16 protein-coding genes are annotated in these 26,646 nt (G+C 24.1%); all 16 read right to left on the bottom strand.

Annotated elements, in window-relative coordinates; translation table 4 throughout:
- Positions 1 to 22 precede the first annotated feature (22 nt).
- The 16 genes from EXC33_RS01170 to EXC33_RS02790 all read right to left on the bottom strand — a co-directional run bounded on the left by EXC33_RS01170 (position 23) and on the right by EXC33_RS02790 (position 26,646).
- Positions 23 to 8,641, bottom strand: a complete 8,619-nt coding sequence (locus EXC33_RS01170; RefSeq protein WP_063725436.1) for a hypothetical protein — start codon at positions 8,639 to 8,641, stop codon at positions 23 to 25.
- A gap of 104 nt (positions 8,642 to 8,745) precedes the next feature.
- Positions 8,746 to 10,053, bottom strand: coding sequence for a CNNM domain-containing protein (locus tag EXC33_RS01165; protein ID WP_063725435.1), 1,308 nt, complete (start codon positions 10,051 to 10,053; stop codon positions 8,746 to 8,748).
- Between the two features lie 14 nt (positions 10,054 to 10,067).
- Complete coding sequence (dnaB, locus tag EXC33_RS01160) at positions 10,068 to 11,498, bottom strand: replicative DNA helicase (RefSeq protein WP_046096915.1); 1,431 nt, start codon at positions 11,496 to 11,498, stop codon at positions 10,068 to 10,070.
- A gap of 7 nt (positions 11,499 to 11,505) precedes the next feature.
- Positions 11,506 to 11,964 carry a 50S ribosomal protein L9 gene (rplI, locus tag EXC33_RS01155; protein WP_046096916.1) on the bottom strand — a complete coding sequence of 153 codons (459 nt, stop codon included), beginning with the start codon at positions 11,962 to 11,964 and terminating at the stop codon, positions 11,506 to 11,508.
- Positions 11,965 to 11,973: 9 nt separating this feature from the next.
- Positions 11,974 to 13,965, bottom strand: coding sequence for a GGDEF domain-containing protein (locus tag EXC33_RS01150; RefSeq protein WP_046096917.1), 1,992 nt, complete (start codon positions 13,963 to 13,965; stop codon positions 11,974 to 11,976).
- Between the two features lie 39 nt (positions 13,966 to 14,004).
- Positions 14,005 to 15,732: a GIY-YIG nuclease family protein gene (locus EXC33_RS01145; RefSeq protein WP_046096918.1), complete on the bottom strand. Its 1,728-nt coding sequence runs from the start codon at positions 15,730 to 15,732 to the stop codon at positions 14,005 to 14,007.
- Entirely contained in the window at positions 15,732 to 16,100 is a 369-nt protein-coding gene (locus EXC33_RS01140; protein ID WP_052717005.1) for a thioredoxin family protein, read from the bottom strand. The genes EXC33_RS01145 and EXC33_RS01140 overlap by 1 nt, the downstream gene beginning before the upstream one ends.
- Positions 16,100 to 16,225 carry a hypothetical protein gene (locus EXC33_RS02835; protein WP_268809217.1) on the bottom strand — a complete coding sequence of 42 codons (126 nt, stop codon included), beginning with the start codon at positions 16,223 to 16,225 and terminating at the stop codon, positions 16,100 to 16,102. Before EXC33_RS02835 ends, EXC33_RS01140 begins: the two co-directional genes overlap by 1 nt.
- Positions 16,206 to 17,717, bottom strand: coding sequence for a hypothetical protein (locus tag EXC33_RS01135; RefSeq protein WP_046096919.1), 1,512 nt, complete (start codon positions 17,715 to 17,717; stop codon positions 16,206 to 16,208). The genes EXC33_RS02835 and EXC33_RS01135 overlap by 20 nt, the downstream gene beginning before the upstream one ends.
- Positions 17,710 to 18,597, bottom strand: coding sequence for a 5'-3' exonuclease (locus EXC33_RS01130; RefSeq protein ID WP_046096920.1), 888 nt, complete (start codon positions 18,595 to 18,597; stop codon positions 17,710 to 17,712). The genes EXC33_RS01135 and EXC33_RS01130 overlap by 8 nt, the downstream gene beginning before the upstream one ends.
- Entirely contained in the window at positions 18,597 to 21,530 is a 2,934-nt protein-coding gene (dnaE, locus tag EXC33_RS01125; RefSeq protein WP_046096921.1) for a DNA polymerase III subunit alpha, read from the bottom strand. The genes EXC33_RS01130 and dnaE overlap by 1 nt, the downstream gene beginning before the upstream one ends.
- A gap of 133 nt (positions 21,531 to 21,663) precedes the next feature.
- Entirely contained in the window at positions 21,664 to 23,400 is a 1,737-nt protein-coding gene (locus EXC33_RS01120; RefSeq protein WP_129727267.1) for a type 2 periplasmic-binding domain-containing protein, read from the bottom strand.
- On the bottom strand, positions 23,384 to 24,286 hold the full coding sequence (locus tag EXC33_RS01115; protein WP_082065494.1) for an ABC transporter permease: 903 nt from the start codon (positions 24,284 to 24,286) through the stop codon (positions 23,384 to 23,386). Before EXC33_RS01115 ends, EXC33_RS01120 begins: the two co-directional genes overlap by 17 nt.
- Positions 24,279 to 25,112, bottom strand: coding sequence for an ABC transporter permease (locus tag EXC33_RS01110; RefSeq protein WP_046096922.1), 834 nt, complete (start codon positions 25,110 to 25,112; stop codon positions 24,279 to 24,281). Before EXC33_RS01110 ends, EXC33_RS01115 begins: the two co-directional genes overlap by 8 nt.
- Positions 25,102 to 26,469, bottom strand: a complete 1,368-nt coding sequence (locus EXC33_RS01105) for an ABC transporter ATP-binding protein (protein ID WP_046096923.1) — start codon at positions 26,467 to 26,469, stop codon at positions 25,102 to 25,104. Before EXC33_RS01105 ends, EXC33_RS01110 begins: the two co-directional genes overlap by 11 nt.
- A 30-nt stretch (positions 26,470 to 26,499) precedes the next feature.
- Positions 26,500 to 26,646, bottom strand: a complete 147-nt coding sequence (locus tag EXC33_RS02790; RefSeq protein WP_161792742.1) for a hypothetical protein — start codon at positions 26,644 to 26,646, stop codon at positions 26,500 to 26,502.

Here is a 26,646-nt window from a genome sequence, read left to right as displayed (position 1 = left end):
ACTAAATTTTAAAAACGATAATTTACTTTTTCTTTTTCTTCATTAAGATAAAAATAGCAAGACCAAGAGCTGCTAGAGAAACAAGACCAATTGGTAAACCAATTTTAAGTCCAAGATTATTATCAGAACTTATTTCTTCTTCTTTAACAGGTTGTTGATTGTAGTTTTTATTTATTACTGGGATAGAAATTGTATTATCTTTTGTTGCTTGATTAAGTTGGACTGGTTCATTTTTTACTAATTTAAGATTTTCTGGCAACAAGGATTCTAACTTTTTAATAGATATTTCTTTTTCACTATTATTTACTTTAATTTCTTTTTCTATCTTTATTCCTTGAGGATCAACAAACATGATCGTTAAATTTTTACCTATATAAATTAATCTAACTTCTAAATTATCTTTAACAGTAACTAAATTATTTTCATTTTCGCCTAATTTATAGAATGATTGATCAAAATAACTTGTTAAATTAATTTCTTTACCATTTGTTTTATCTACATCAATTTTTTCTTCTTTTATTACACTATTATCATTTGCATTGACAAACTTAAGAGTAATAGTTTTTATAGAAGTATTTGTTTCGCCTGGTAATAATTCTTCTAAAGGAAGAATTTGTACATTAATAATATCTTTTATTGCAAAAAAGTTATTCTTTTCTATCAATTTATAGCCTTGAGGAATTCAACTATTTACATCAATAGTTGTTTGATTTGCTTCTACTTGTCTCTTGATAGAATTAATCAAATTGTTGTTGTATACGTAATTTAAGGTGATAAGTTTTTTATTTCTATCATTAATTTCTATTGTTAATTTTGCTGAATTATCTTTAATATTAGCTATATTAGTATCAACAAAATGATAATTTGCAGGCAATAATTTATCTAAATTAACATTTGTTACCTTAGAGCCTACAACAAGTGTTCTTTGCACGATTACATTATTATTTTTATCCACTAATTTAGCATTAATATTACGGTTGTTTTTAGCAACTAGAACATTAAAATCTTTAGAAATATTATTATCTAGAGTAAGAGAATAACCATTCACTAAAGAATACCCACTAGGTATTTCATTATTAAGACGATATGTTTGATATTTAAAAGGCACTTGTATATTTACAGAATTAATTACCTTAGAAGTTGAATTATCTAGAAAATTAATTTGAATATTTTTGAATCTAGGAACTAAAGAAATACTTGCATCATCGCGAATAAACATATTATTAGTGCCATTTTCTAATTCGTAATTAACAGTATCATAATAGTTACTTAAATCTATTTCTTGACCAAATTTACTAATTGTTATTGACACATTTTTGATAACTTCGTTTGTTATAGAATTAACAAAATTTAAATTTGCTGTTTTTTCTTCAACTTTTACTAAAACAACTATTTTATTGGCAAAATCTACACTTTGTGCTTGTGAAGGCAAAAGAACAAAATTACGTGGTAAAAAATCATTAAGATTAATTTTTTCAGCATCATAATCTATGTTATATACTGCTGTTTTAATAGTTGTTTGTTCACTATTTTTATAATCAATTTCAAAAGATTTTTGATTTTTAGCAACCAAGATATTTAAAGTATCGTTATTAATTTGATAAGTATTATTATCGACTAAATGATAATTTTCTGGTACTAAATTAGTAGGAACATAAGTGAGAGTTGAAGCTAAAACTTTAATAGTTTTTTCATTAATAACAGAGAAATCTTTTTCATTAATAAATTTGATTTTTATATCTTTAAAACTTGAAACTAACGAAATAGTTAAATTATTATTAACAAAAATTTCTTTTTGACTCTTATCAGCTAATTGATAGATTAAATTGTCAAAATAATCTAATAAATTGATTGTTTGACCATCTTTGTTAATATTGATTTCTCTTGTTAAAATTATCGTATTACTATCCCTATTTATAAAAGTGATAGTTATTGTTTTATTTTTTCTAACAACATTTATATCATTAGAATCTTTGATATTTATCAACGATAATTGATCATTAGCCAAAGCATAATCTTCAGGTAAATATGAATTAACATTTAATTTAGTTTGTTCATAACCTATTTCTAATTCTTTTGTAGCGACAATATCATTTTTAACTTTGAAATTAAGAATAACATGTTTGTAATTATTTTTAATATTGATTGTTAATTCATCTTCGCCATTATATTTAACAATGTTATTAGAATTTATTTCATGATAATTATCAGGTAAATAAGGGCTTATGTTAACAGAATTATTAACAAGAGGAACAATAATTTCTTTTTGTTTGATAAGAACATTATTTTCAACGAATTTAAGATTAACTTTTTTATTAACTTTCTTAAGTTTTATAGTCTGTTCTTTTTCAACTACGACATAAGGAGAACTATCTAAAAGTTGATAAATTTTTGTATCAAAATATTGCGTTAAATCAATAAGGGGTTTTTGGCTATTTGTGCTTATTTCTGCTTTATTGATAGCTTTATTATTTTCATCAACAAAATTAATAATTACTTTATTAGAGGCTTTTTGTAAATAAATATTAATTTCATTAGAAACATTGACACTATTTTCTTGTCCTTCAGCTAAAGTATAGTTTGAAGGAATTAAAGCACTAACATTATATTTGCTTTGATCTTTGTCTATTTCTTTAGTTATCGTAGAAATAATTTCACTATTTGCTTTATTAATAAATTTAAAAGTAACAGATAATTTATCAGCTTTAATTGGAACAGTTAATTCCTTTGAATTAAGCTCGTAAGTATTTTTTTCACTATAAATATAACCTTTAGGAATAAATTCACTTACATTGACACTGTTATTTTCTCTTAAAACTTTAACAATTTTTCTTTCTACTAAACTGTTATTTGCAGAAGAATCAACGAAATTGATAGTAATAAATTTATATTTATTTACTACATTAATTACACTATCGCTATTTACAAAATAGTTATTTTTATCTTTTAAATCTATAAAATAATCATTTTCATCAAAAATAGAGGTTATATCTAATCTTTGGCCTTTATTGTTAATACCAACTATTTTTTTAAGAACAATTTGTCCTGTTTCTTTATTTTTGAAAGTTAAAACAACAATTTTGCTATTTTTAATAACATAAATACGATTATTTTTTGAATAAGGAATTATTGCCTTTTGACCATCTAATAATTGATAATATTTTGGTAAAAATTCTCTTAAATCAATATTTTGACTATTGTAATCAACTTTTCTACTAATTCTAGCAACTACATTACCTTTTTCATCAATAAATTCATAATTAGCTAAAACCAAATTATTATCCACTAAGATATTTACTGTATTTTTGTTAGTTATATCAATTTTTTTATTGCCATCTAAATGATATCCGCTAGGAATAGAATTACTAAAATCGTATGTTGTGGCGTTATAATCAATTTTTACATTTTGCTCTGTACCAATAATTGTAAAAGTTTCTCGATCTACAAATCTAACTTTTAATAATTTAGTTAATGGTAATAGAACAATTGTTTTATCGCCGTTAATTTGTTGAATTCTCATTTCATCTTGAGCTAATTGATATTCACTTTTATCGAAGTAAGTATCTAATAAAACATTTTCGCCATTAAGAGATATTTCAATTTTTTTTGTAAATAAAATAGCGCCTGTTTTTTCATTAATGAAAGTTAAAGTAACAGTTTTTTTAACTTGTTTGATATTAATATTGACACTATCTTGTACATCAATAACAGCATCAGCTTCGTTAATTAAAACATAGTTGGTAGGAACATATTTAGTTATATCAACTCTTTTTTGATCAAAATTAACTTTGATAGTTTTACTTTCAATTGTTTGATTATTCGCATTTTTAAAATTAATAACCATTGAAACTTGTCTTTTGTTTACTAAAACGCTAATTTCACCATTAGATATTTCAAAATCATGTTTATCGTCATTGACTAAGGAATAACTTTCTGGTAAATAACTATCAATGTTAATGCTATTAACTTTGTAAGCTATTTTGACAGTTTTAGCATCAATATCTTCAACATTATTTTTATCAATAAATTTGATTGTAACATTTTTAAATTTTGGTTGTAATTTAATTTCTAAATCACCAGTTAATTTAACTGTGGATTTATCTAAACCTACTAATTCATAGACGCTTTGGTCAAAATAATAATTTAAATTAATTTCTTTGTTCGGTTCTAAAGGTAAATTAACACTACTAATAACTTGTTTGGTAACGTTATCAATAAACTTAACAGTTGCTTCGTTTGTTCTAGAAATTAAATTTATATTCGTATCTTGGTTAATAAATTTAGTATTTTCGTCATTTTCTATTCTATAAAGAATGTTGTTAATAAATTGATCTAGTTGAACATTTTGGCCATTTTTATTGATTTGTAAATCAACTTCTTTTATAGTAGTTCTAGTGTTTTTATCAAGAAATTTAATTTTGACGTTTTTAAAATCATTTTGTACATAAATAACAATATTATTGGCTATATTTACTGTTTTTGGTTGATTAAATGCCAGAATGTAATTAGCAGGAATATCATTACTAATATCGATTGTTTTAGTTTCAAAATCAACTTTTTTAACTATATTTTTTACATCAACTGAATTATTTAAAATATCTTTAAAAACAATATGTACATCAATTAAATTGCGGTCTAATTGAATTTCTGTTGTTTCAGTTTTGTAAGTAAAAGAATCATTAATACTTAAATGATAATTTTGTGGTAAATAATTTTTAACACTAAAAGTATTATCTTTATAAGGAACTTTAATCTTAGTTTCTAAAAGAACTTTGCTATTTGTTTTATCTACAAATTTAACATTAGCATATTTAAATTTAGGATTCAATTTAATAGTCTCATTTTTACTAATTGTCATATTAATTTTGCTTGAATCAGCTAAATCATAATTATAAAAATCAAAATAGTTATTTAAATTAATAGTTGAATTAGAACCTAAAACAGCAACATTAACTTTACTAATTTCTTTATTTGTGCTATCAACAAAAGTTAATTGATAGGTTTTAATTGTATCTTCTTGACCACTTGCTAAATATTTATATTTTGTGATTAAATCTTTTTGTTTATTTAAATATTCTTCAATTTTTTTAATTTCTCTTGATTTAAGAATTTCTTCAAATGATGTTTTTAATTGATTATTTAAACTTCTTAAACTGTTATATTTCTCGTTTGTATTTATCGAATTTTCAATTGATTTAATAGTGTCATTATTTTTCTTTATTTCACTTAAATTGGAGATGATATTTTTGTAATTATTAATATCTCTATTGGCCTTAACTAATTCACTTTGAAATGACAATAAATCTTTTATTGAAGTTGCTTTATTAACAGCATTAATTTTGTCATTTAAACTTTTGAGATAACTTAATTCACTATAAAGAGAATTGTCAAAAGAATTTTGAATTAAATCATTAATTGTTTTTTTATTTCTATTGATATAGCTCAATATAGTAGCTTTATCTCTTATATTCAAATTAACAATATTTTTAAGTTGATTATTGGCATTTTTAATATCACTGACACTAGGAATATCTGATTGAAACAAGCTATTAATTTGATCAATAATATTTTGATAATCTTTTTGATCCAAATTATTTGAATTGATCAAATTATACGTTGTTTGAAAATCTCCATTCAAAGTGTTTAAATTGTTAATATTAGCTTCTGATAAGTTATTATCAATATTTTTCAAAGTAAAAATTAAAGAATCATAATTAGTTTTTTCATTATCAAGAGAATTATTCATCTCAGTCAATCTATTTGTCAAATATTGCTTATAGACTTCTGGTAAATTTTTAACTTTATTTGCTTGAATTTGTTTAATTAAATTTTCAATTTCTTTCTTTTTTTCTGGTTCGTGACTATTTTGAATTATTTCAGATCCAGAAGGATTAGTTATTGATGAATCATTGAAACCAGCGCTTTTGACCAAATTATCTAGTTTAGTGTAATATTCTTTTTCTTTAGCTATATTTGCGCTATTAAATACAAATCCTGCAATAGATTCGTAGTAAATATTTAAATCATTATTAACATGAAATAAAGTTATTTCGTTAATTAATGAGGAAATTTTTCTAGCATCTTCAAGTTTGAAAACATTACTATTAAGTTTATTTTGTGTGTCATTGATTAATTTATTAAAGTTGATAACTAAATTAGTGTTATCTTTAGCATCAATAAATTTAAGAATGTTTTTAATGCTATCTAAAAAATAAGAATCATTTAATTTTCAAATTACACTTTCCGTAGTAATTGAACCTATCAAATTAATGTTTTGTTCGATTTGGCTTTTAAGTAAATTATCGTTTGAAATAGATTTTTTTAAAGCTTCATTAATTTTATTAATTGCTTTAACTACAGCATTTTTTATACTATTAATGTGCCCATCATCAAAAGTAGTTACATTATTTTTAAAATCATTAAAGTAGAGATCAATTTTTTTAATTTCATTACTAATTTCTGTTTTTACTTCATTAAGAGCATTTGTTTTAAAAATATCTTTGTTATTTAAAAACTGCTCTACTTTTGTTTTAAAAAGATTAAGATCATCAAGTTTATTTTTAAATGTAAGAACACCAAAATCAATGTTTTTAAGTTCTTCTAGAGAATCTAAAAGTTTTTTACTTGTTTCGTTGATATTTTTTATATTAAGACTATTTAAAGCATTAACGATGTTTTTATTTTTAACATCACTAATTCTTTCTTTTTCATAACTAATAAACGAATTTAAATAACTTTCTTTATTATTTTTCGCAATATTTTCGTAATTAATTAAAGTGTAATTATTAATTTTTTGATAATTGGTAATTAAATTAGTTAGTGCATTTTCATAAGTTTTTAATGATTCACCTATATTTTGAAGCGTTTCACTATTTCATCTAATCGAAGAATCTGCACCAAAAAACTTTTCTTTATTTATCGAAAGAAAATCTTGATAAATGCTATCAAAAAGACTATTAAATATTTTCTTTATCTCTTCGTTATCACTTTGCAATAAATTAACTATTTTTGTTTTTAAATTATCAACAATAGTTTTAGACTTATTTAATTCAGGAACTAATGAATCGATGAAAAAATTAATTTGCTTAATAACACTATTTAATTCTGCTAAGGCTCTTTCGTCGTTATCACCATTTCATATTTCATTTAATTTTGCATTAAATTCTTCTTCTTTATTTTTAACAACATCGTTATATTCTGGTATTTGATTATTTGAACTAAAAGGTCTTACACTTAAAATTAATTCTCTTATTTTATTATTTTGAGTAACTGTCGAGGTTTTAGTAAATTCATTAATTTTTGCAGCTTGATAATAATCATTGGCAGGAATAATTTGATAGTATTTTACAGTTATTTGATCGCCAATTTCAAAGTGTTGATTATCATTCAAACTAACAATTCCAGATGCAGAAATAGGAGTTTTTTTAACATTGTAAATAGTTTTGTATGTTTGATTTTCTTGTTTTCTTTTAATTTCTATATCAGCATAGGCATTTTTAGTATCTTTATATTGACTAAATAAAGTTAGATTAAACTTAAGATCTTTATCACCGGCTAAAGGAGTAGTTTGATTAACTGAACTAAAGCTTCCTGGATATCTACCAGATTGAATTTGAAGACTATCTCAAGTATAATTACGTTTAACCATTTCTTCGACCATGCCAGGTCCAAAATAATCCATTGGCGTAATACCTGTAAAGGTAATTTTAGGATTTTCTCTCAATCATTTATAGGCTAAAGGTAAAGTTTGTCTTGCGTTAGAACTAGGTTGTTTGCCGTTAGCTCATGATAAAAAATTAACATAAAAATTTTCACCGTTAATTGAGCCTTTACTTTCATTAGCATTTACAATAGTATTTTTTCAAACATTAAATTTACTATTGGCATTAACATTATCATAAAAATCTTGAATAGCAAAAAGATTTCTATCATTGCCCATGTGAGGACCATAATTAACGTTGGAGCTTATCGAAGAGTCAAAATTATTAAACATAATTGCTTTGCCCCGTGATTCGCCTAAAGTAGGAATATAACCTTTAGGTTTACTTTTGTAATCAAAGAAAATATCTTTATACTTGTCAAGCATTTTGTTAATAACTTTTTCTCAATCCTTTTTCTGCGTTCAATTATATTTGCTAACATCAACATCTTCTTGTTGAATTCTAAATAAAACAACTTCGCTAGGATGACCACTTAAAAAGGTTTTAACCGATTGAAAGAAAGCTTCTAAATTTGTGTTAGCCCAAACAGGGCCGTGTTTTAAGGCCAAGCCATAATGAAAGCCTGCTACTCTAATGTCAAAAAACCTTATTCCCGCAATAAGTTGTTGGCTGAAATTTTTACTTTGAGTTAAAGCTCAAGAACTACCAAAAAGTCCTGCAACACCTTTATAATCTCACATAGCAGAATCATGTGTTCCTGGAATTGATAATTCTGAAAGTTTTTTACTACTATCAACATTTTTCATTCAATCAGCAAAATTAACAATTGCTTGCGAATATTTATCATCAAAATAACTATTATTATTTGATCTTTGATAATTGGTTGGTTCAGCTACAGATAAAGATAACATTCACAATGAACCAACTACTGAAGTCGTAGGAATTACTAATGAAATTATTTTTTTATTTATTTTTTTCATTTTAGCCTCCAACTATAGTTACTCTTAATATTTAATATTAAAATTATATTAATATATATAGAAGATTACCAAAAAATAGAAAAAAAGAAAACTTAGTTTCTTTTTTATATTCTACTGCTCATATCATGAATAATAGTTTCTTCTATTGTTCTATTTCTAAAATCGGCATTATTTCCTAATGAAAGTTCAATTGTTCAAGTATCATTTTTTGGATTTTTTTTGGGATGAAAAAATGTAATATCGTTTAAGGAATAATTTAAATTTTTGGAAATTTTTTTGCCTGTTCTTTTAACTAAAAAGTCTTTTAATGAAAGATTTTTTTCATCTTCTCTTATATCTAGTTCTATGCCTATTTTACGTATTATTTGGCTAATTTTAACATTACTATTAATGTGGTAAAGTTCTAAGCTAACTTCTAAAATATCTTTTCATTCATCTTGATCATATTCATCATAAATTTCACCAACTATTTCTTCTAAAATATCTTCAATAGTGATAATACCTAAAATTTTTGTAGATGAATTATTTTCTGAAACAAAAGCCATTTGTGCTTTATTTAATCTTAAAATTTCAAGTGCTTTTGAAAGTGAAATGTTAGAACTAATAGTAGGAACTGTTTTAATAAAATTACTAATTTTACCTCTTTGCAAATGAAAAATGTCTTTCAATAAAACAATGCCTATAAATTGTCCTTCATTATTTATTACTGGTAATCTAGAATAATTAGTTTCAACAAAAACATCTAATATTTCACTAATGTTGCTATTATTTACATTAACTGAAACTACATCTTTTAAACGAACATAATGCTTCTTAACTTTAATGCTATCTAAATCCAAAGCATTTTGTGCCATGATACTTTCGTTTGTTTCTAAAACTCCTTCATTTTGAGCTACATCAATGATATTTTTTAAATCTTCTTCAGTATTAGTTATATAAATTTTTTTACCAATTTTACTTATTGGATAGGTAAAAATTCAAAATAAATAATAGAAAAATGAAAGGGGATAACAAATTACTTGTGCTGTGTTAATGGGATGATATTTAGCAATTAATTTAGGAGTAATTTCACCAAGAAGAACAATAATAGGTGTCATTACTAAGGTAGAAAATAAGGCTACATAATTACTTAAATTCCCTACTAAAGCTTTAGCTAATAGTGAGGAAAGAAGAGCTGATGATGCAATATTAACAACATTATTACAAATTAATAAAGTTACTAAAGTTTGGTTAAAAAACGAAAATTGTTTTTTTATTAATTTGGCACCAAAAGCTTTTTTATTCACTAAAGTTTCTATTTTTCCTATATTTAAGGTAGTATATGCTGTTTCCGCAGCACTAAAAAATGAGCTGCAAATAATTAAAAGTAATATAGGTATTATCAGTCAATAAATACTCGGGTTCTCGTTCATTTTTAATTCCTTTTTTAGTTAAAATCATTTTTGATTTGGTTGTTATAAGTGTCAAAAAGTTCTTTTTTATCGAAAAATTTGCCAATTGATTTTTTAAAAATAAATTCTACATCAGTAGTTGGACCACTTCTATTTTTGGCAATAATTAATTTAGTTATAGCAATATCTTTTAAATCGCTATCTTCATTTTCCTTATTTAAATTATTTCTTTTTCCACTATTGTAATAATCTTCACGATGTAAAAATGCTACTATGTCTGCATCTTGTTCAATTGCCCCACTTTCTCTTAAATCAGAAAGCATAGGTTCTTTATCTTGTCTTTTTTCTACATCTCTTGATAATTGACTAAGAGCAATTATTGGAATATTTAATTCTTTAGCTAATAATTTTAAGCTTCTACTTACTTTAGAAACTTCAATTTGTCTATTATCATTTTTATTTAAATTATCTGTTGTAATTAATTGCAAATAATCAACAATTATTAAATCTAATTTCTTTTGCTTATGTAATCTTTTTGCTTTTCAAATCAATGTTCTCAAAGTGGCTGAACCAGTATCATCTATAAATAGATTTAATTTATCAATGTGATTAATTTTAGCATTAGCAATTTTAATTCATTCATCGTTAGTTAAAAATTTAACATTTTTAAGTTTTGAAGCTTCAACACCTGAAATAGTGCTATAAATTTTGCTCATTAATTGTTCGGGAGACATTTCCAAGGAAAAAAAGGCCACGTTTTTAGGATTTAATTTATTGTTTGCGACGTTTAAAGCTATATTAAGGGCTAAAGTAGTTTTTCCAACTGCTGGTCTAGCAGCTAAAATTATCAATTCAGTAGGTTGAAAACCTTGATTTACATAATCTAATGATGAAAAACCAGTTGAAAGTCCTACTATTTCATTATCATCTCTATTTTTGAGAATATTTAATTTTTCATAATAACTATTACTTACTTCTTGACTGGAAAGAAATAATTTGCCATTATCGACTCTCTCGATTTGAAAAATCAAATTTTGTAATTTATCAATAACTTCTTCAGAATTAGAAACTTGTCTATAAAGCAAACTATTAACTTCATTAATTCCGTTTTGTAACTTTCTTAATTTAGATAATTCAATTAATTTTTCGCGATAATCTACCAAATTTTGTACAAAAGCATTTGCGGTATAAACTTCAGCTAGAAAAAATTCGTCAACATTTAAATAACCTAGTTCTATAGCTTTTTCTAAAATTGAATCTTCATTAATTGATTTTGCTTGGTCATACAAATCTCTCATTATGATAAAAAGTTGTCTATCGTTGATGTCATAAAAATCTTCTGCTTCCAAATAAGGAATTATTTCATGCGAATTTTCTTGTCTTAAAAGTATTAATGCTAAAAGATTTCATTCAGTTTTTCTATCTCAAATAACAACATTATTGTCAAAGGAAACTTCATTTTTCATATTATCCTTAATTAAGGGCTTTTAAAGAAATATTAACTCTTAAAACGGCTTTGATATCTTCAAAAATATTAATAATTATTTCATGCGTTCCGTTAGAAACTAAATGTACTTTTTGTACTGCATGCTTGTTAAGTTTATAACCTTTTTTAGCTAAATCTTTAATAATTTCTTTAGTAGAAACAGCATTATGGACATTTAAATTGCCATTAGCATCTACTTTAGCATCTAGAACGTAATTTAAGCTATCTTCTTCTAGTTTTTCTTTAATTTTTAATGCTCTTTCTCTTTGTTCCATTTTATCAGCTATTAAATCATTAAGTTTTTTATCAAGTTGTTTTTGTGTTTTTTGATTATAAGGCAAGGCTAAGCCTTTAGCTATTAAAAAATTAGTAGCATAGCCATTACTTACTTCAATAATAGTATTTGCTTTGCCTTCCTTTATATCTTTTAATAGTATAACTTTCATATAAGCCTCCTATGGGTTATTTGAACTAATTATTGCTTGTTTAAGATTGTCAATAAATACATCTAAATTTTCCTTACTTACTGCAGCAGCAGTTGAAAAATGCCCTCCGCCACCTACTGCTTCAGCAATTAATTGCACATTTACTCCAATTCCTCTAGCACTCATTTTATAAGAATCACCCTTTTCATTTCTAGCAATTACAAACGAAGCTTTTCTATCACTAATTCTTAAAATTTCTTCAGCAGTTACTGAAATAATATCATCAGAAGCTAGTATATCTTTATAAGCTAGGAAATAACCTGGTTTAATTTCTTGTAAATTTTCTAATAATTCATCAACAATTTTTTTAGCTTCACTATCTATTTTTAATGCTTGATTGCTATTTGTTGAATTTGCACCTTTAGTTTCTAATCAAGAAGCTGCTTCAAAAGTTTTCGCAGTTACATTTTTTTGAAATTGTAAAGTATCTAAATAAATACCATTTAAAAGCATTTGCGCTATTTTTCAATCAATAATAATATCTTCTGGATGCATTCTTAAAATTTCACAAACAATTTCTGATGCAGAAGAAACTGAGGGATCAATTATTTTGTTAATTTTAGGAGCAAAATCAGTAGATGTTGCTTGTCTGTGATGATCAAAGATAAAAATATTTTCTTTTAAAACACCTTCAATAGCACTTTTATTATCTGTTCTATAAACTGAAGAAACATCAGTTAAAAATATTAAAGTATCTTTTTCTTTCTTTAATTTATCAGCCTGTTTTGGCTTAATAAAAATATCGCTATTTGGATAATATTGATTGAGAATTTTTTTAGTAGTAGAATCCTGTGATGAAGTACATATATAAGCTTCTTTGCCATAATGTCTTACTAAAGCAACTAAACCTAATGAAGAACCAATCGCATCTAAATCAGCATTAGCATGACCATAAATTATGGCTTTTTTAACAGTTTTTTGTTTCAAGGTTTCATCGAGAACTTTAATTATGTTTGTTAGTTTTGTTCTATCAGTTGAAGGAGTAATTTCATTACTTGAACCATAGTAGAAAGCATTTAGATTATTGTTGATAATAGCTACTTGATTACCACCTCTACTTTGAGCTAAAGATAAAGCATCTTTGGCTTTTTGCATTTTTTCGCTTAATAAATTAATGCCTGAAGCAAAACCTGCAGATAAAGAAATTGTGAATTTTCTATCAGTTTTTCTATCCAAAGTATAAGTTAGTTCAAAAAAACCAAAATTGTTTCTTTGCATTTTTTCAATTGATTCTTTATCAGTTATTATTAAAAACTTACCATTAGGATTATATTGCCTATAAACTAAATTGTAATCAGTTGCTAATTTATCTAAAACACTAATAACTAAAGTATTTAAATTAAACATTTGATCATCAGAAAGAAGTGATTGATAAAGTTGATAGTTATCTATTTCTACTTCGCCGATAACAACAGTTCTTTTGTCATATAAATTCATTAAATTTTTTTCAATGGTAATATCTCTAATTACTAAAGAATTTTTTAAATATCAAAATTCTACCGAATAGAAATTATTGTCATGTCTAAATTCAAAACTTTTTTTATTAAAATCAGCTACTTTTAGATGATTAAAAAAAGCACTTATTTTTTTACCTAATCATTTATTTCCAAAAACATCATTAATAAATTGGCTAGTTCAAATAATTTTATTATCTACACTATAGATAATTATTCCCACTAAATTATGCTTATTAACTTCATCCAAAGAGGAATTAAATGACTCTTGACCTATTCTATTGTAATAGATAAAATTAGATATTGTTTCTATGGCCATAAATGACACTAATCCAAGCGTAATTATGAATAATAAAACAAAAATAATATGGTAGTAATATGGATGATTTTGACTTATTTGAATTACGTATAGACTAAGAAAAACAACAAATAATATTATGAATATAGTTAAAAGAGCAATATTGATAATAAATTTCTTTTTCTTAATATTAAACTTGATATTTTTCATTTAGTCTATATTATATTAAAAAAGCAACCATCTTTAATCCTAGTTGCTTTTTTTGATATATTCCTTATTAAATATTTTTTTTGCAATTGATTTAGGAACAACTTTTTCCAATTCTTCTAAAGTTGCATTGTATATGTTATTGTAGTTGCCAAATTTTTCAAGTAATTTGAATTCAATTTTTTCACCAATTCCATTAATTGATCTTAATTTGCCTTCTAAGGAAGTAATTCTATGTTTTTTGCGCAAATAGTCTTTTGCAAAACGATCTACTTCCTCTTGAATTTCGGCTAAAAAATTTTTTAAATCTCTATTTTTAATTGAAACTTGTTTTTCTTCTAAATCAATTAAAAACTTTGTTTTATGATTATCGTCTTTAACTAAACCAACAACGGGAAAAGACATATTTAGTTTTTTTATAACTTTTTTAGCTTCGTGAACTTGTGCTAAAGCGCCATCTACAATAATTAAATCAGGTACTATATTAGTGTCTAAATTAGATAAATAATTAGTGATACTTTTTTGCATATATTCAACATCAGCTTGTCTTGAAAAATTAATTTCATGACTATATTTTCTATAGGCATTTTTATTTTTTAAGCCATTAGTATAAACTATAGCTACGCCCACTGGATTATAATTATTAAAATTAGAATTATCAAAAGCTACAATATTTTTTAAATTATCTAGAGGAATATAAGTTTTTAAAAGCTCTAAATTATTAGTGCCCTTGTTAATTTTATTTTGCGCAAATTTGGCTTCGTTTTTATAAAATTCTTCTAGGTTTAATTCACAAGTTTGAAGAATAAGTTTATATATGCCATTTTTTGCAACATGAAAGTTAATATTTTCATTAGTCAATTCTAAATTTAAATCAAGAAGTTTTTCGGGGACAACGATTTCATCAGGAATGATTTTGTTTTTATAATATTTATCAAAAAAGCTTTCAAATAAATGTTTTTCATCGAGCATAATTGGAATAATTTGACTATCTTTATTGATCAAAATACCATATCTATAAAACAAGATTGTGACATATAGTAAATTATTTTCAATTTTATAACTTAAAACGTCAATATTCTTATTATTTTTTAATTCTATAATTTGATCTTCTTTTAACTTTTTTAAATATTCAATTGATCTAGTTAAATCTAAAGAAATTTCAAATTGCCATTTTTTATCTGCTTCTTTTCTTTTTTCTTCTAACTCTTTAATATAGTTTTTATTATCGAAAGTAAGGATATTTTTGATTTTATCAAACTGATTTTTTCAAAATTTTTCATCCTTGGATTGAATTTTTAATCCCTTTTCGAAAAAAGCTTCTCTTTGCAATAATTTTAAAATAACCTTTGCTCCATAACCGTTAGGAAAAGGGCCAAATAGTAAGGAATTGTTAGAATCATTTTTAAGATATTTTTTAGTTAATTTAATTAATAATTCGCCTTTTTTAAGTTCTATTTTGATATATGGATAGTTCTTATCATCAAGAAGCAAAATATTATATTCAGGATTAAATTTTTCAATATATTGACGCTCTAAAAGTAAAGCTTCTTTATTATTGTTAACAATAAAAATTTCATAACTAAAAATCTCGCTAATCATTTTATTAGTTTTATAAGAATTTATTGAACCTTTAAAATATTGATGCATTCTGCTTCTTAGATTTTTAGCTTTTCCTACATAAATAACATTATCATTTTTATCTTTTCACAAATAAATTCCTGGTAATTGCGGAATTTTATTTCAATCTATTTCTATTTTTTTATTCATTATTCAGTAAAATCTTCAATATATTTTTCAATAATGTTTTTAGGATAATACTCATAAAGAATTTTTTGAATATTATTATTTTTAAAATAAATAAAAGCTGGAACTCTATAAATTTTTCATCTTGATAAAGGATCTCTAAAAACTCCTGCTTCTTCAGCATCTACTTCATAAAAAACTACTTGGTTATTGTTTTCATAATCTTTAAGAACTTCATCAATGACTGGTTTCATCATTTTGCAATCATTACATCATGAAGTAGTAAATTCAATAAACATTAATTGATTGTTATGTTCATTATTTTTAATTATTTCGTTAAGTTTAGAAAAACTAATTTTATTGATTGAATTTTTGACTTTATTTTTTGTCATTAATCCTCCAAAATAGGGCTATCAAATTCACTAAAATTAAATTCATTTTTCTCAATTTCTTTTTCTTCTTTATCAATTTTGTTTATAGACATATTGTAATTAGAATTAGGATCTATTTTTTTCATCTAATTTAATTTCCTGAGTATCTAAATGTATATATGGTTGATTATCCAAAGTTAAATTTTTAACTTCTTTTTGTATAATTTTTGACTCCAATTTTTCTTCATATTCATAATATAAATTTTCATTATTTAAACTAATTGTTTCTAATTTTTCATCTTGTTTATTTAAAGTTATATTTTTATCTAATTGCTTTTTCATTTCCAAAGAAGAATTTGTTTCTTTAAAAATGTAAGTATTAACTGCACCATATAATAAATCACATGAAAAGTCATTCTTTAAATAATAACCATATTTATCAATTAAAATTCTATCCTCTAAATTTTCTTTATTAGCATAATAGATTAAAAGTTCATAAAAAATATTTTTATCTTGATTTTTGATTTGTTCTTGATAATTTTCTAATAAAGTTTTATCATCTTTGAAAACAATTCTTTTATAGTTTTCTTGAGTAAACAAAGAAGAATTTAAATTCTCAACTCAAACTAAATATTCTTTTTCATAGCTAGTTTTATAGTCAATTTTTTCATTTACTTTGTAAGATGCTAATAATTTATTTTCTTGATTTTTGATTTCATAAATATTGATAATAGTTAGTTTTAAAGCTTTTTTATAAAAAACAAGCTTTTTAAGCAAATTATCTAATGAAAGATCTAAATTTTCTTTTTGTGCAAATGCGCTTTTTGTTACAAAGTTAAAATAATTACCAATATCTTCACTATAGTAAAAAATAAAACTTTTTTTCAAATTGTATTTAATTTGTTCTAATGAAAATTTCTTAGGATTTAAGTATTTAAAATAGATTTTAATATCAACTAAAATAAATGAAGAATAAGTATAAATAGTTAAAATAGCAATTAAAATAAAGGCTAAATATGGCGAGAAACTTAAAGCATAAATACAATTTAAAATTGAATCTGCAAAAATTCCTATATTTAAATTAGAATTAGGTAAAGTCGAATTATTAATTGCATTGTTAGTAAAAGAATAATATCAACCTTTAGTGAAAACATTTTTTACATTTTGAACTGTAAAATAGGCGAAATTATCAAATCTAAGACTTACTAAAACGAAATGATAAAAACAGGCAATAATTAGTAAATTTAATCAAATAAAAGTTATTGCTTTCTTTTTAAATATTCAATTATCTACTTTTCAATATTTTCTAAATCAACGCAAGGATTTATAGTTAAGCGAATGTGCAATTCATCTTATAAGAAAAGTCGCGAAAATGCCTATGATAATAAATATTATTAAATCACCAAAGGCTAAACCAATAGAATAAACATAAATTTGCTTTAAAGTATATAAACTTGAAATTTGTCCTTTAGAAAAATCAGGTTGATAGAAGTGAATTATAAGCAAGCATCCTGAAAAAAATAAAAATAGAAGAAACAATAAAATTTCGATGGCAAAATTTATTTTATATTTAGGTAGCGTCTGTGTGTCTTTAACATTTTCAACGAACTTTACTTTATAACTTAAACTTTTATTCATTTTTATTTCGCGCAATTCCTTGTAAATATTCTTTTGCTTTATTTAAACCATGTTTTTCTAAAAATAAAAATCCTTCATCTGCATTATTTAAATAATTAGCATAAAAATTTAGATTGTGATTCATTTCAACATTTTTATTTAACAGAGCTAAATTTTTACATAAAAAAGCTTGATCTTTATCCTTAGTTAGTTTTTCTTTTAATTTTCCTTTAATACTATCAAGATTTTCATAAATATTTTCTAAATTACCATATTCATTTATTAATTTAGTAGCTCCTTTATCGCCTATTCCATTTACTCCAGGCAAATTATCTGAAGAATCGCCTGCTAAAGCTTTAAAATCGGCTACTTGTTCTGGATTAAAACCGTAAAAAAATCTAAAATTTTCTGCATTGATAATTTCAAAATTATGTTCTTTATTATTTCTAACAATAGAAATATTTTTCTTAACTAATTGCAATAAATCTTTGTCTTTTGAATAAATATAATTATCTGTTTTGAATTTGCTTGACAGTGAAGCTATTAAATCATCTGCTTCATCACCTTCTTTTTCTTCTCAAGCAATATTAAGTTTTTTTAGTATATCTTTAATTAAAAAAAATTGTTCAAAAATTATTTCTGGAGCTTTATTTCTTCCACTTTTATAATCACTATACATTTGATGTCTTTTAGTTTTAGCATTTGCATCAAAAGCAATGAATAAATATTTAGGTTGAAAATAATTGATTAATTTTGCTAAAGTTATTAAAAAAACATGTACACCGTTAGTAGTTATTCCTAATGGTGATTTCATTAAATTTGCCTGAGAATAAGGGTTATAGGAAGCATAAAAAGATTGAAATAACAATAAATTACCATCTATTAAAAGAAATTTTTCCATTATTCAATTTCCTTTCAATTAATGATTCTAGGATTTTTAGAATTAAATTTATGAATTGCCTGGATTAAAATAACTTGCCCTATTTTCAAATTAGCAAATCTTTCATAGTAATTTTCACTAAAAGTAAAAGCAATTGTTTTTGTACTATCTCTTACTTCTAAAATACAAAAATGTTTAAGTTTAAATAATTTTAAATTAACTATTTCACATACATATCATCTAGCAATATCATCAGGAATTAAATTAGCTAAACGATTAGGATAATTCTTCTCGTATTTTAAAGTCGAATAAACATTGTAAATAGAACCTAACATTTCGTATTCATTTCTTTTTTCATATTCAAAATCTTCGAATTCTTTAGATTTAGGATTAGCAAAAATTACGTTTAAATAACCCGCCTGATTAATTGCTTCTTTGGCCTCATTAAAGGTATTGTAACTGTTAAATAAATCATAAATTTCTTTAATTTTTTTATTGCAAAATTCTACATATTTAATCGGTCCAAATGCTCTAAAACAATTTGCTTTAATTAAAATTTCAAAAACATTATCTTTAACACCGGCATAACGAAGTCTAAGTATTATTTCAGTAATATTTTTTCCTTCAAAATTTTCGCCATTATTTTTTTCCGTAATAATTTTATTAATGTTTTCATTCCCTAAACCTTTAATTAAATTCAAAGGTAAATACAATTCTAATTTATTATTAAAAAAACATTTATTTGTGGAATAAATAATATCAGGAGAATAAATATTAAAACCAATCATTTTAGCTTCATCTACATATTTTTTAACTTTTTCCTGCGAACCTTCTGAATTAGTAATCAAGGAAGAAAAATAAAATAGGGGATAATGTCTTTTGTAATAGGCCATTTTCATGGTTAAATAAGCGTATGAAACGGCATGACTTTTATTAAATCCATATGAACCAAAACGTTTAATCATTTCATAAATTTCTTTTATTTGGCTTGTTCTTAAGCCATTTTTAATCGCTAATTCAGTAAATTTAGTTTCGTAATTATTTATTTCTTCATCATTTTTTTTACTAATTGCTCTTCTTAAAAAATCTGCTTCACTAAAAGACATTTTTGCTACATTTTGAGCAATTTGCATAATTTGTTCTTGATAAATTAAAATGCCATTTGTATTTTCTACTATTGAATCATACGAAGGATGAATAGTTTTAACACTATTTTTATATCTTTTATTATGAGCATAGTCACTAATATACATTGAACTAGCCGGTCTAAAAAGAGAAATTATCGCATATAAATCATCAAATTTATCAATAATAACTTTCTTAATAGTGTTAGTCATTCCGCTTGATTCTAATTGAAAAATTCCTTCAGTTATACCTGCATTTAGCATATCGAAAGTCATTTTATCATTTAAAACATCTATTCCTTTTTCGAGCTTAGATTCAAAATATTCATCTTTTTCTAAAAATTGTTCAATACCCTTTAATTCAGTTAATGTTTTTAAACCTAATAGATCTATTTTTAAAAGACCAAAATTTTCAATATTATTCATTGTTAATTGTACTTGTTGAAAATTTTCAAAATTAGATAAAGAAGTAGGAACTATTTCATTTACTTTATCATTAGTAATTAAAATTCCCGCTGGATGAAAACTATGTTGGCGAGGTAATCCTTCTATTTTTAGGGCTAATTCGTATAATAAAGTATGTTTTTCAATAGCTATTCTAAATTTTCTATTATTTAATTTGGCTTCTTCTAAAGTTTCCCCACTTGCTAATAATTTAGTTAAATTATTGATCTCAATATTATTTAAATTATTCTCCATCACTCTGTTAACATCTTTTAAAGCCATTTTTGCACCTATTGTTTGAAAGGTTGAAATTAAAGCAATATTTTCAAATCCATATTTATCATATAAATATTTAAAAACTTCAAATCTTCTATCATCTTGAATATCAATATCAATATCTGGTCAAGTTAATCTTTTAGGATTTAAAAATCTCTCAAATAATAGATCATATTTTAATGGATTAATTTCTGTTATATTCAAAAGATAAGAAACTAAAGAACCAGCAGCACTTCCTCTTCCTGGCCCTATAGCTATAGAATTATTTTTTGATCACTTAATTAGATCATGAATTATTAAAAAGTAATTAACAAAATTAGATTCTTTTATAACTTGAATTTCATAATTTAATCTTTCTTTTCAAGAGGGATATTTATCTAATTCTTTAATTTTAACTAGCAAATTTTCTTTAATTAAATCTAGAAAAAATTCAAAAGCTTCTTCATTATTTAAATCATTAAAAAATGCTAAATTAAGTTTTTTTTCAGGAAAAATAACATTGCAGTTATCTTTAATAAAACTAATTCTCTCAGTAAAAATAGGATCAATTTCTTCATCGATAAAATAATTTTTATCAACTAATTTGATTTCTTTATTACTCATTTTGCTTAATAATTTTAAAGCATCATTGTCATTTTTATTCAAAGCATTATTCGCCTTTAAATAGATAGAATTAGGTAAATTTTTATCAGTAGAATGAACATAGTAATTATTTCAAGAACTAAAAATATTTTTTTTCGTTTTAGCATAATAGCCCTCATCAGGATGATCTAAAATAAAAACATTTTCGTTGTTAATATCAATTACATTAATTTGTTTATTTTGACTTTTTAGAAGAACTAATTTATTTAAAAATTTATAGCCCTCGTAGTTTTTGGCTAAAAGAATAAAACGATAATTTTCTACGTCAAGATCTAAACCAATAATTGGTTTGATATCATTTTTTTTACATTCTTCTAAAAAAGTTCCTAAACCAAACATATTATTATGATCTGTTAAAACAACTTTATCAAAATTATTTTCCTTGTGCAATTTAACTAAATCTTCTATTTTTATCAAGGATTCTAAAAAAGAATAAACAGAATTATTATGTAATTGAAATATTTTCATCTTTCCTCTTATGCTATAATTTTCGTGAGCCGATATCGAGTTTATCTCATGTCATGTCTGTTTTAAACAGGCTTTTTATTTTAAAATTATATATTTAAAAATCAGCTTTTTTATCATAAGCTGATTTTTAATATTATTTTTTAATTTGTAAATTTCAATAGGTTTCAATATCAGTTAAAGCCTTTTGATCAACTGGTTTAATACTATGGTGAACAACTTTATATGAGTAAAAATCATTTGGATTTGATTCATCTTTTCAAACTTTGTAAACATCATTAATGTCAAAAAGATTATTTACATAAGCTACTTCATAATCAAGATATTTGTTTCATTTTACATCATCAATATTTTGCATTGATTCGGGTTTTTCCTGGTCTTTAATGTAATTAAAATATTCATTTTTAACATAGTCGACAAGTCTTTTATAAGCAACAGTATAGCCTACTGTATCAAAATTTTTAATTGCTCCTAAATCAAGTTTTTGTTCGTCATTTAATTTATCGTATTCTTCTTGTTTAAGGTCAATTCCATCTAAAAAAGTATTTTTAGCTAAATCATAAATTTTATTAGAAATTTTTTCGTTAGTATCTTTTACAATTACTAAACCATCCACCAATAGTAAATTATCTTTTGGTCTTAAATATCTAACAACACCATCTCTTACACTGCTATTATTATCATTAGCACTATAGGCATCAATAGTATCGCCATTATAAATAACACCTACATTAATTTCTGAAGCAGGACTTATTAAACGATCAACTAATTCTAAACCATTGCCAATAAAATTAACTTTTTCATCGTTTAATTTATAACCAGTAGAATTTTTAATCAAATTAGAAAATTGATCAATTAATTCTTTAAAATTACTGTAACCATTTTGTGTTTTATTAACAAAATTATTTAAATCATTTTGTAATTCACTTAGTTTAAGAACATTATTTGGATATAAATTATCATTTTTATATTCCTCTTTTAAATGTTCATTAAATAACTTAATAAATTTATTAATATCATTAATTTGGCCAAAATCTTGTCCTTGGCCTGTTGCTAAATCATTAGTATATTTCCCAGTTTCCTTATCAAAATGGTATGCTGAACCATAAATCATATTGTCTCTAACAGCATCAGTTATTTCTAAATTATTAAAACCATTTTCTTTAAGTACTTTTAAAATGCTATACATTGATCAAGGAGATCAAGAAGGATCATTTTCTCTTTGACTACTTACTTCTTTAATGATTTTTTTATCAAGAGCATAATAATCTTCTAAATTAAAATTATAAGAATCAAGATTTAGTATTTTTGAAGGATTGTAAGCAATAACCATATCTTGTGCAAAATAAGGAACAAAATATTCTCATAAATGTCTTGGTCCATCTGAAAAATTATGACCAAATTCATCAGTTTTAAGATCATCATCATAAGAAACCAAATGATTTCAAACAACATCTGAATATAATGATTTTAAAATTTCATCAACTTTTTTATTTTTATTTTCAGGGTTATTAAATGTTTCAGGAAATAATTTATAAAAATCAATTTTTTGTAATTTATCTTTTTTAATTAAAGTAACCGCTTGAGAATCTGAACCTATTCCAGCTATTGCTTTATTTGTTAAAATCGCAACAGTAAATTGATTTAAAGTATCAAATTCTTTATAGTCAAATTCTTTTTCAATATCTTTTTTGATATCTTCTTCTATATATTGTTTATAGTTGTAAAAAGTTGGTTTAAAAGGATTATTGTATTTATAAGTTAAAGAAGCTGCCAAAGCACTAATAAAGCTTACACTAAGAAGCACATAAAAATTTTTCTTATTAAAAATTTTTTCTTTCATCAATTTTAAAAATCTATTTTGTGCCATCATTTGCTCCTTTTTTAAGAACAAATTCTTCGGTAGTAGTATTTGAATTATTTTTTAATCTAACAAATAAATTTTTATCGCTTGTTTTTTTGCTAATTTTTTTATTATTTTTTATTTTGTAGAATATTCAAACAAAATTACCTATGATAGTAAGAAACATTAAAGCTGCACCAACAACTAAACCTCATGCTTGAAAATCACTTTCATAAAGTTTAGTTCCTAAAGTAGAAGTATTAGTTAAAGTTCTCAAGATAATAAAATCATCTAGAGATAAAAAAGCAGCGACAATTCCACTAAAAATAATTGAAGGAATCATGTAAATAAAATAAGTTTTAAACCATGATCTAATAGGAGAAAAGCCTAAATCTTGACTAGCTTCTAAAAGTGATTTATTAAATTTATCGCTTCTAGGAAGCATTAAAGTAATTCCATAAGGAAGAGACATAATAGTATGTCCTACAATTCCTCTTATTAAACCTTCTTCAGTATTAGCTAAAGTACCAAAAAGTAAACCAAAAACTAAAACCAATCCTATAGCTGTAATATTATCGGGATTAATTAGAGGTATATTAGTTATCGAATTGACTGCTGAAGCAATTTTTTTATTTCTTTGTCTTCACAATGCAAAAACAGTTATCAAAGAAATAATAATTACTAAAAGTGCTGTAAATAGAGCAATTATTAATGAATTGATTAAAGCTACATCTCTACCGTTTTCTCAAAAATTTACTCAAGCTTCATCACTAAATCTATTTCAATAGGAACTTAGAAATCCTTTATCGCTAGGTTTATTGAAACTAAAAACAACCGCAAAGCATAAAGGAATATATGTTAAAGCTAAAATAATATAAATATAGGAATGTTTAATAAAAGAAACCAATTTATTCATATCTCCAACCTCTTTTATTAAATTTAGAAATCACTTTAGGTAAAAATTGTATTAATGCATATATTCCTATAAAAAGGGCCGAAACAACTAGAACAATTGCTGTTCCCCTCGACAAAGCAAATTCATTAGCAGGATTAGAAAAATCATTAATAACAGCACCAATTAAAGGAACAGAATTTTTATCAGGAACTAGTTTATCACTAATTACAAAGTTAGTTGCTGAAGAGAGAAAAATTAGTCCTAAACCACTAATGATTGCTTTTAAACTATAAGGAATAACAACTCTAAACATTGTTTGTAACTTGTTGTATCCTAAATCTTCACTTGCTTCTAAAATATTTTTTGGCATATCTTTAAGAACTGAATAAAGCGGCATAATCATTAAAGGCAAATTCAAATAGGTTAAGCCTATTACTAAAAATCATTCGGAATTTAATGATTGAGAATCAAAAATTGAAAGAAAAAAACCTCTAATAGCATACAAACGCGCAATTGTAAAAATTATCATAGGACTAATAATCAAACTCATTGCAAAAATAGGTAAGTATTTATTTTTAGTCATTGCTATTATGTATGAATAAGGAAAAGCTATAACTAAGCATATTAAAGCGCTTATTGAGCCTACTTTAAGACTTCTGCCAATTTGAATTCAAGTATTTTTTTCTTTAACTAAAGAAAATGAATCAAAATTTTCTCTAGGAGTTAAAGCATTAATAACAATTAAAAGAATTGGTAAAAGAATGAAAAAAATAGCAATAATAAAGAAAATAGAAAGTAAACTTAGACGTTTATTATTAGCAAAAATATTTGTAATTTTATTTAACATCAGCTGAATAGTCTCATTTCTTATCTTTTGGCATTAAATGAATAGAATCAATTGTTCAACTAATATAAACGTCTTCATTATCATTAAATTTCTTTGCTGTTTCTACATAAATAATTTGTTTATTTTCTAATTCTAATTTTAGATAATAATAACTTCCTCTGTAAGTTAAATTAATTATTTTTCCTTTTAATTTGTTGCCTTTTTCTCTATCAGTATCGACTATATCAATATCTTCTGGCCTAATTAAAACATCGACTTCTTGACCAATAGTAAATTCATCCTCATTATGAATTGTTTTATAAATTCTATTGTCTCAAATACTTACATTGCCGCCTTCAACAAAAATACCATTATAAATATTTGATTCACCAATAAAATTCGCAACCCATTTATTTACCGGATAATCGTAAATTGCTTTTGGTGTATCATATTGTTCTATTTTGCCATCTCTAACAACAGCTACTCTATCTGAAAGTTCAAGCGCTTCAGCTTGATCATGAGTAACAAAGATAAAAGTAAGGCCTAATTTTTGTTGAATAGTTCTCAACAAAACTTGCATTCTCTGACGAATCTTTGCATCAAGAGCACTTAAAGGTTCATCTAAAAGTAAAATTTCAGGTTCGATAACTAGAGAACGAGCTAAAGCAACACGTTGTTTCATTCCGCCTGAAAGTTCATTAATACTTTTCTTTTCATTGCCTTCTAGACCTACTAGTTTAACAATATTATTAACTTCTTTTTGAATTTCCATTTTAGTTAATTTTCTTGTTAAATATTTTTTTTCAAATTTTTCGATTTGTGAATTAACATAATATTCCCAATATGAATATTTAAAATCTGAATCGTCTAATCATTTTTGTCTCTTCTTATATTGACGACTTGAAGGTCTAAAATTTTGCATTTCTTTTTCGTATTCATTTTGGATACGATCAAGTTTAGTTCTTTCTAATTGGCTTTTCTTTTCTCATTGTTTAATTTTTTCTGTAAGTAATTTTTGATATTTTGGTTCAATGTGTTCTTTAGGTTTTCTCTTTAATACTAAACCGTATTTAATATTTCCTTCAACATTTAAATGAGGAAATAAAGCATAATCTTGAAAAATTGTTGATAAATCACGTGCATGTGCAGGCAAGTCTTTAATGTCAAGACCATTAAATTTAATTTCACCACGTGTAGCTCATTCAAATCCAGCAATTAAACGCAAAATAGTTGTTTTGCCTGAACCTGAAGGACCTAACAATGTTACAAATTCACCTTTATTAATTTTTAAATCAACATGATCTAAAACTAATTTTTCATCAAATTCTTTAACAACGTCAATTAATTCAATAATATGTTGATTGCTTGTTTTTTTCATATATCTCCTTTGAATAATTATTGAAAATAACTAATTCAAAGAGGATATTAAATCAAAAATGTTTTGGGTATATTCGATAACAAAAAATGCTAATGAAGGATTTTTATCTTCATTAAAAATAGATAAAATTTTCATGTTAATTAATTTATCTTTTTTTCAATAATTAGCTATTTTCAT

Source organism: Mycoplasmopsis meleagridis (genome assembly GCF_900660695.1).
GTDB lineage: Bacteria > Bacillota_I > Bacilli_A > Mycoplasmatales > Metamycoplasmataceae > Mycoplasmopsis > Mycoplasmopsis meleagridis.
This window is presented reverse-complemented; position numbering and strand designations above follow the sequence as displayed.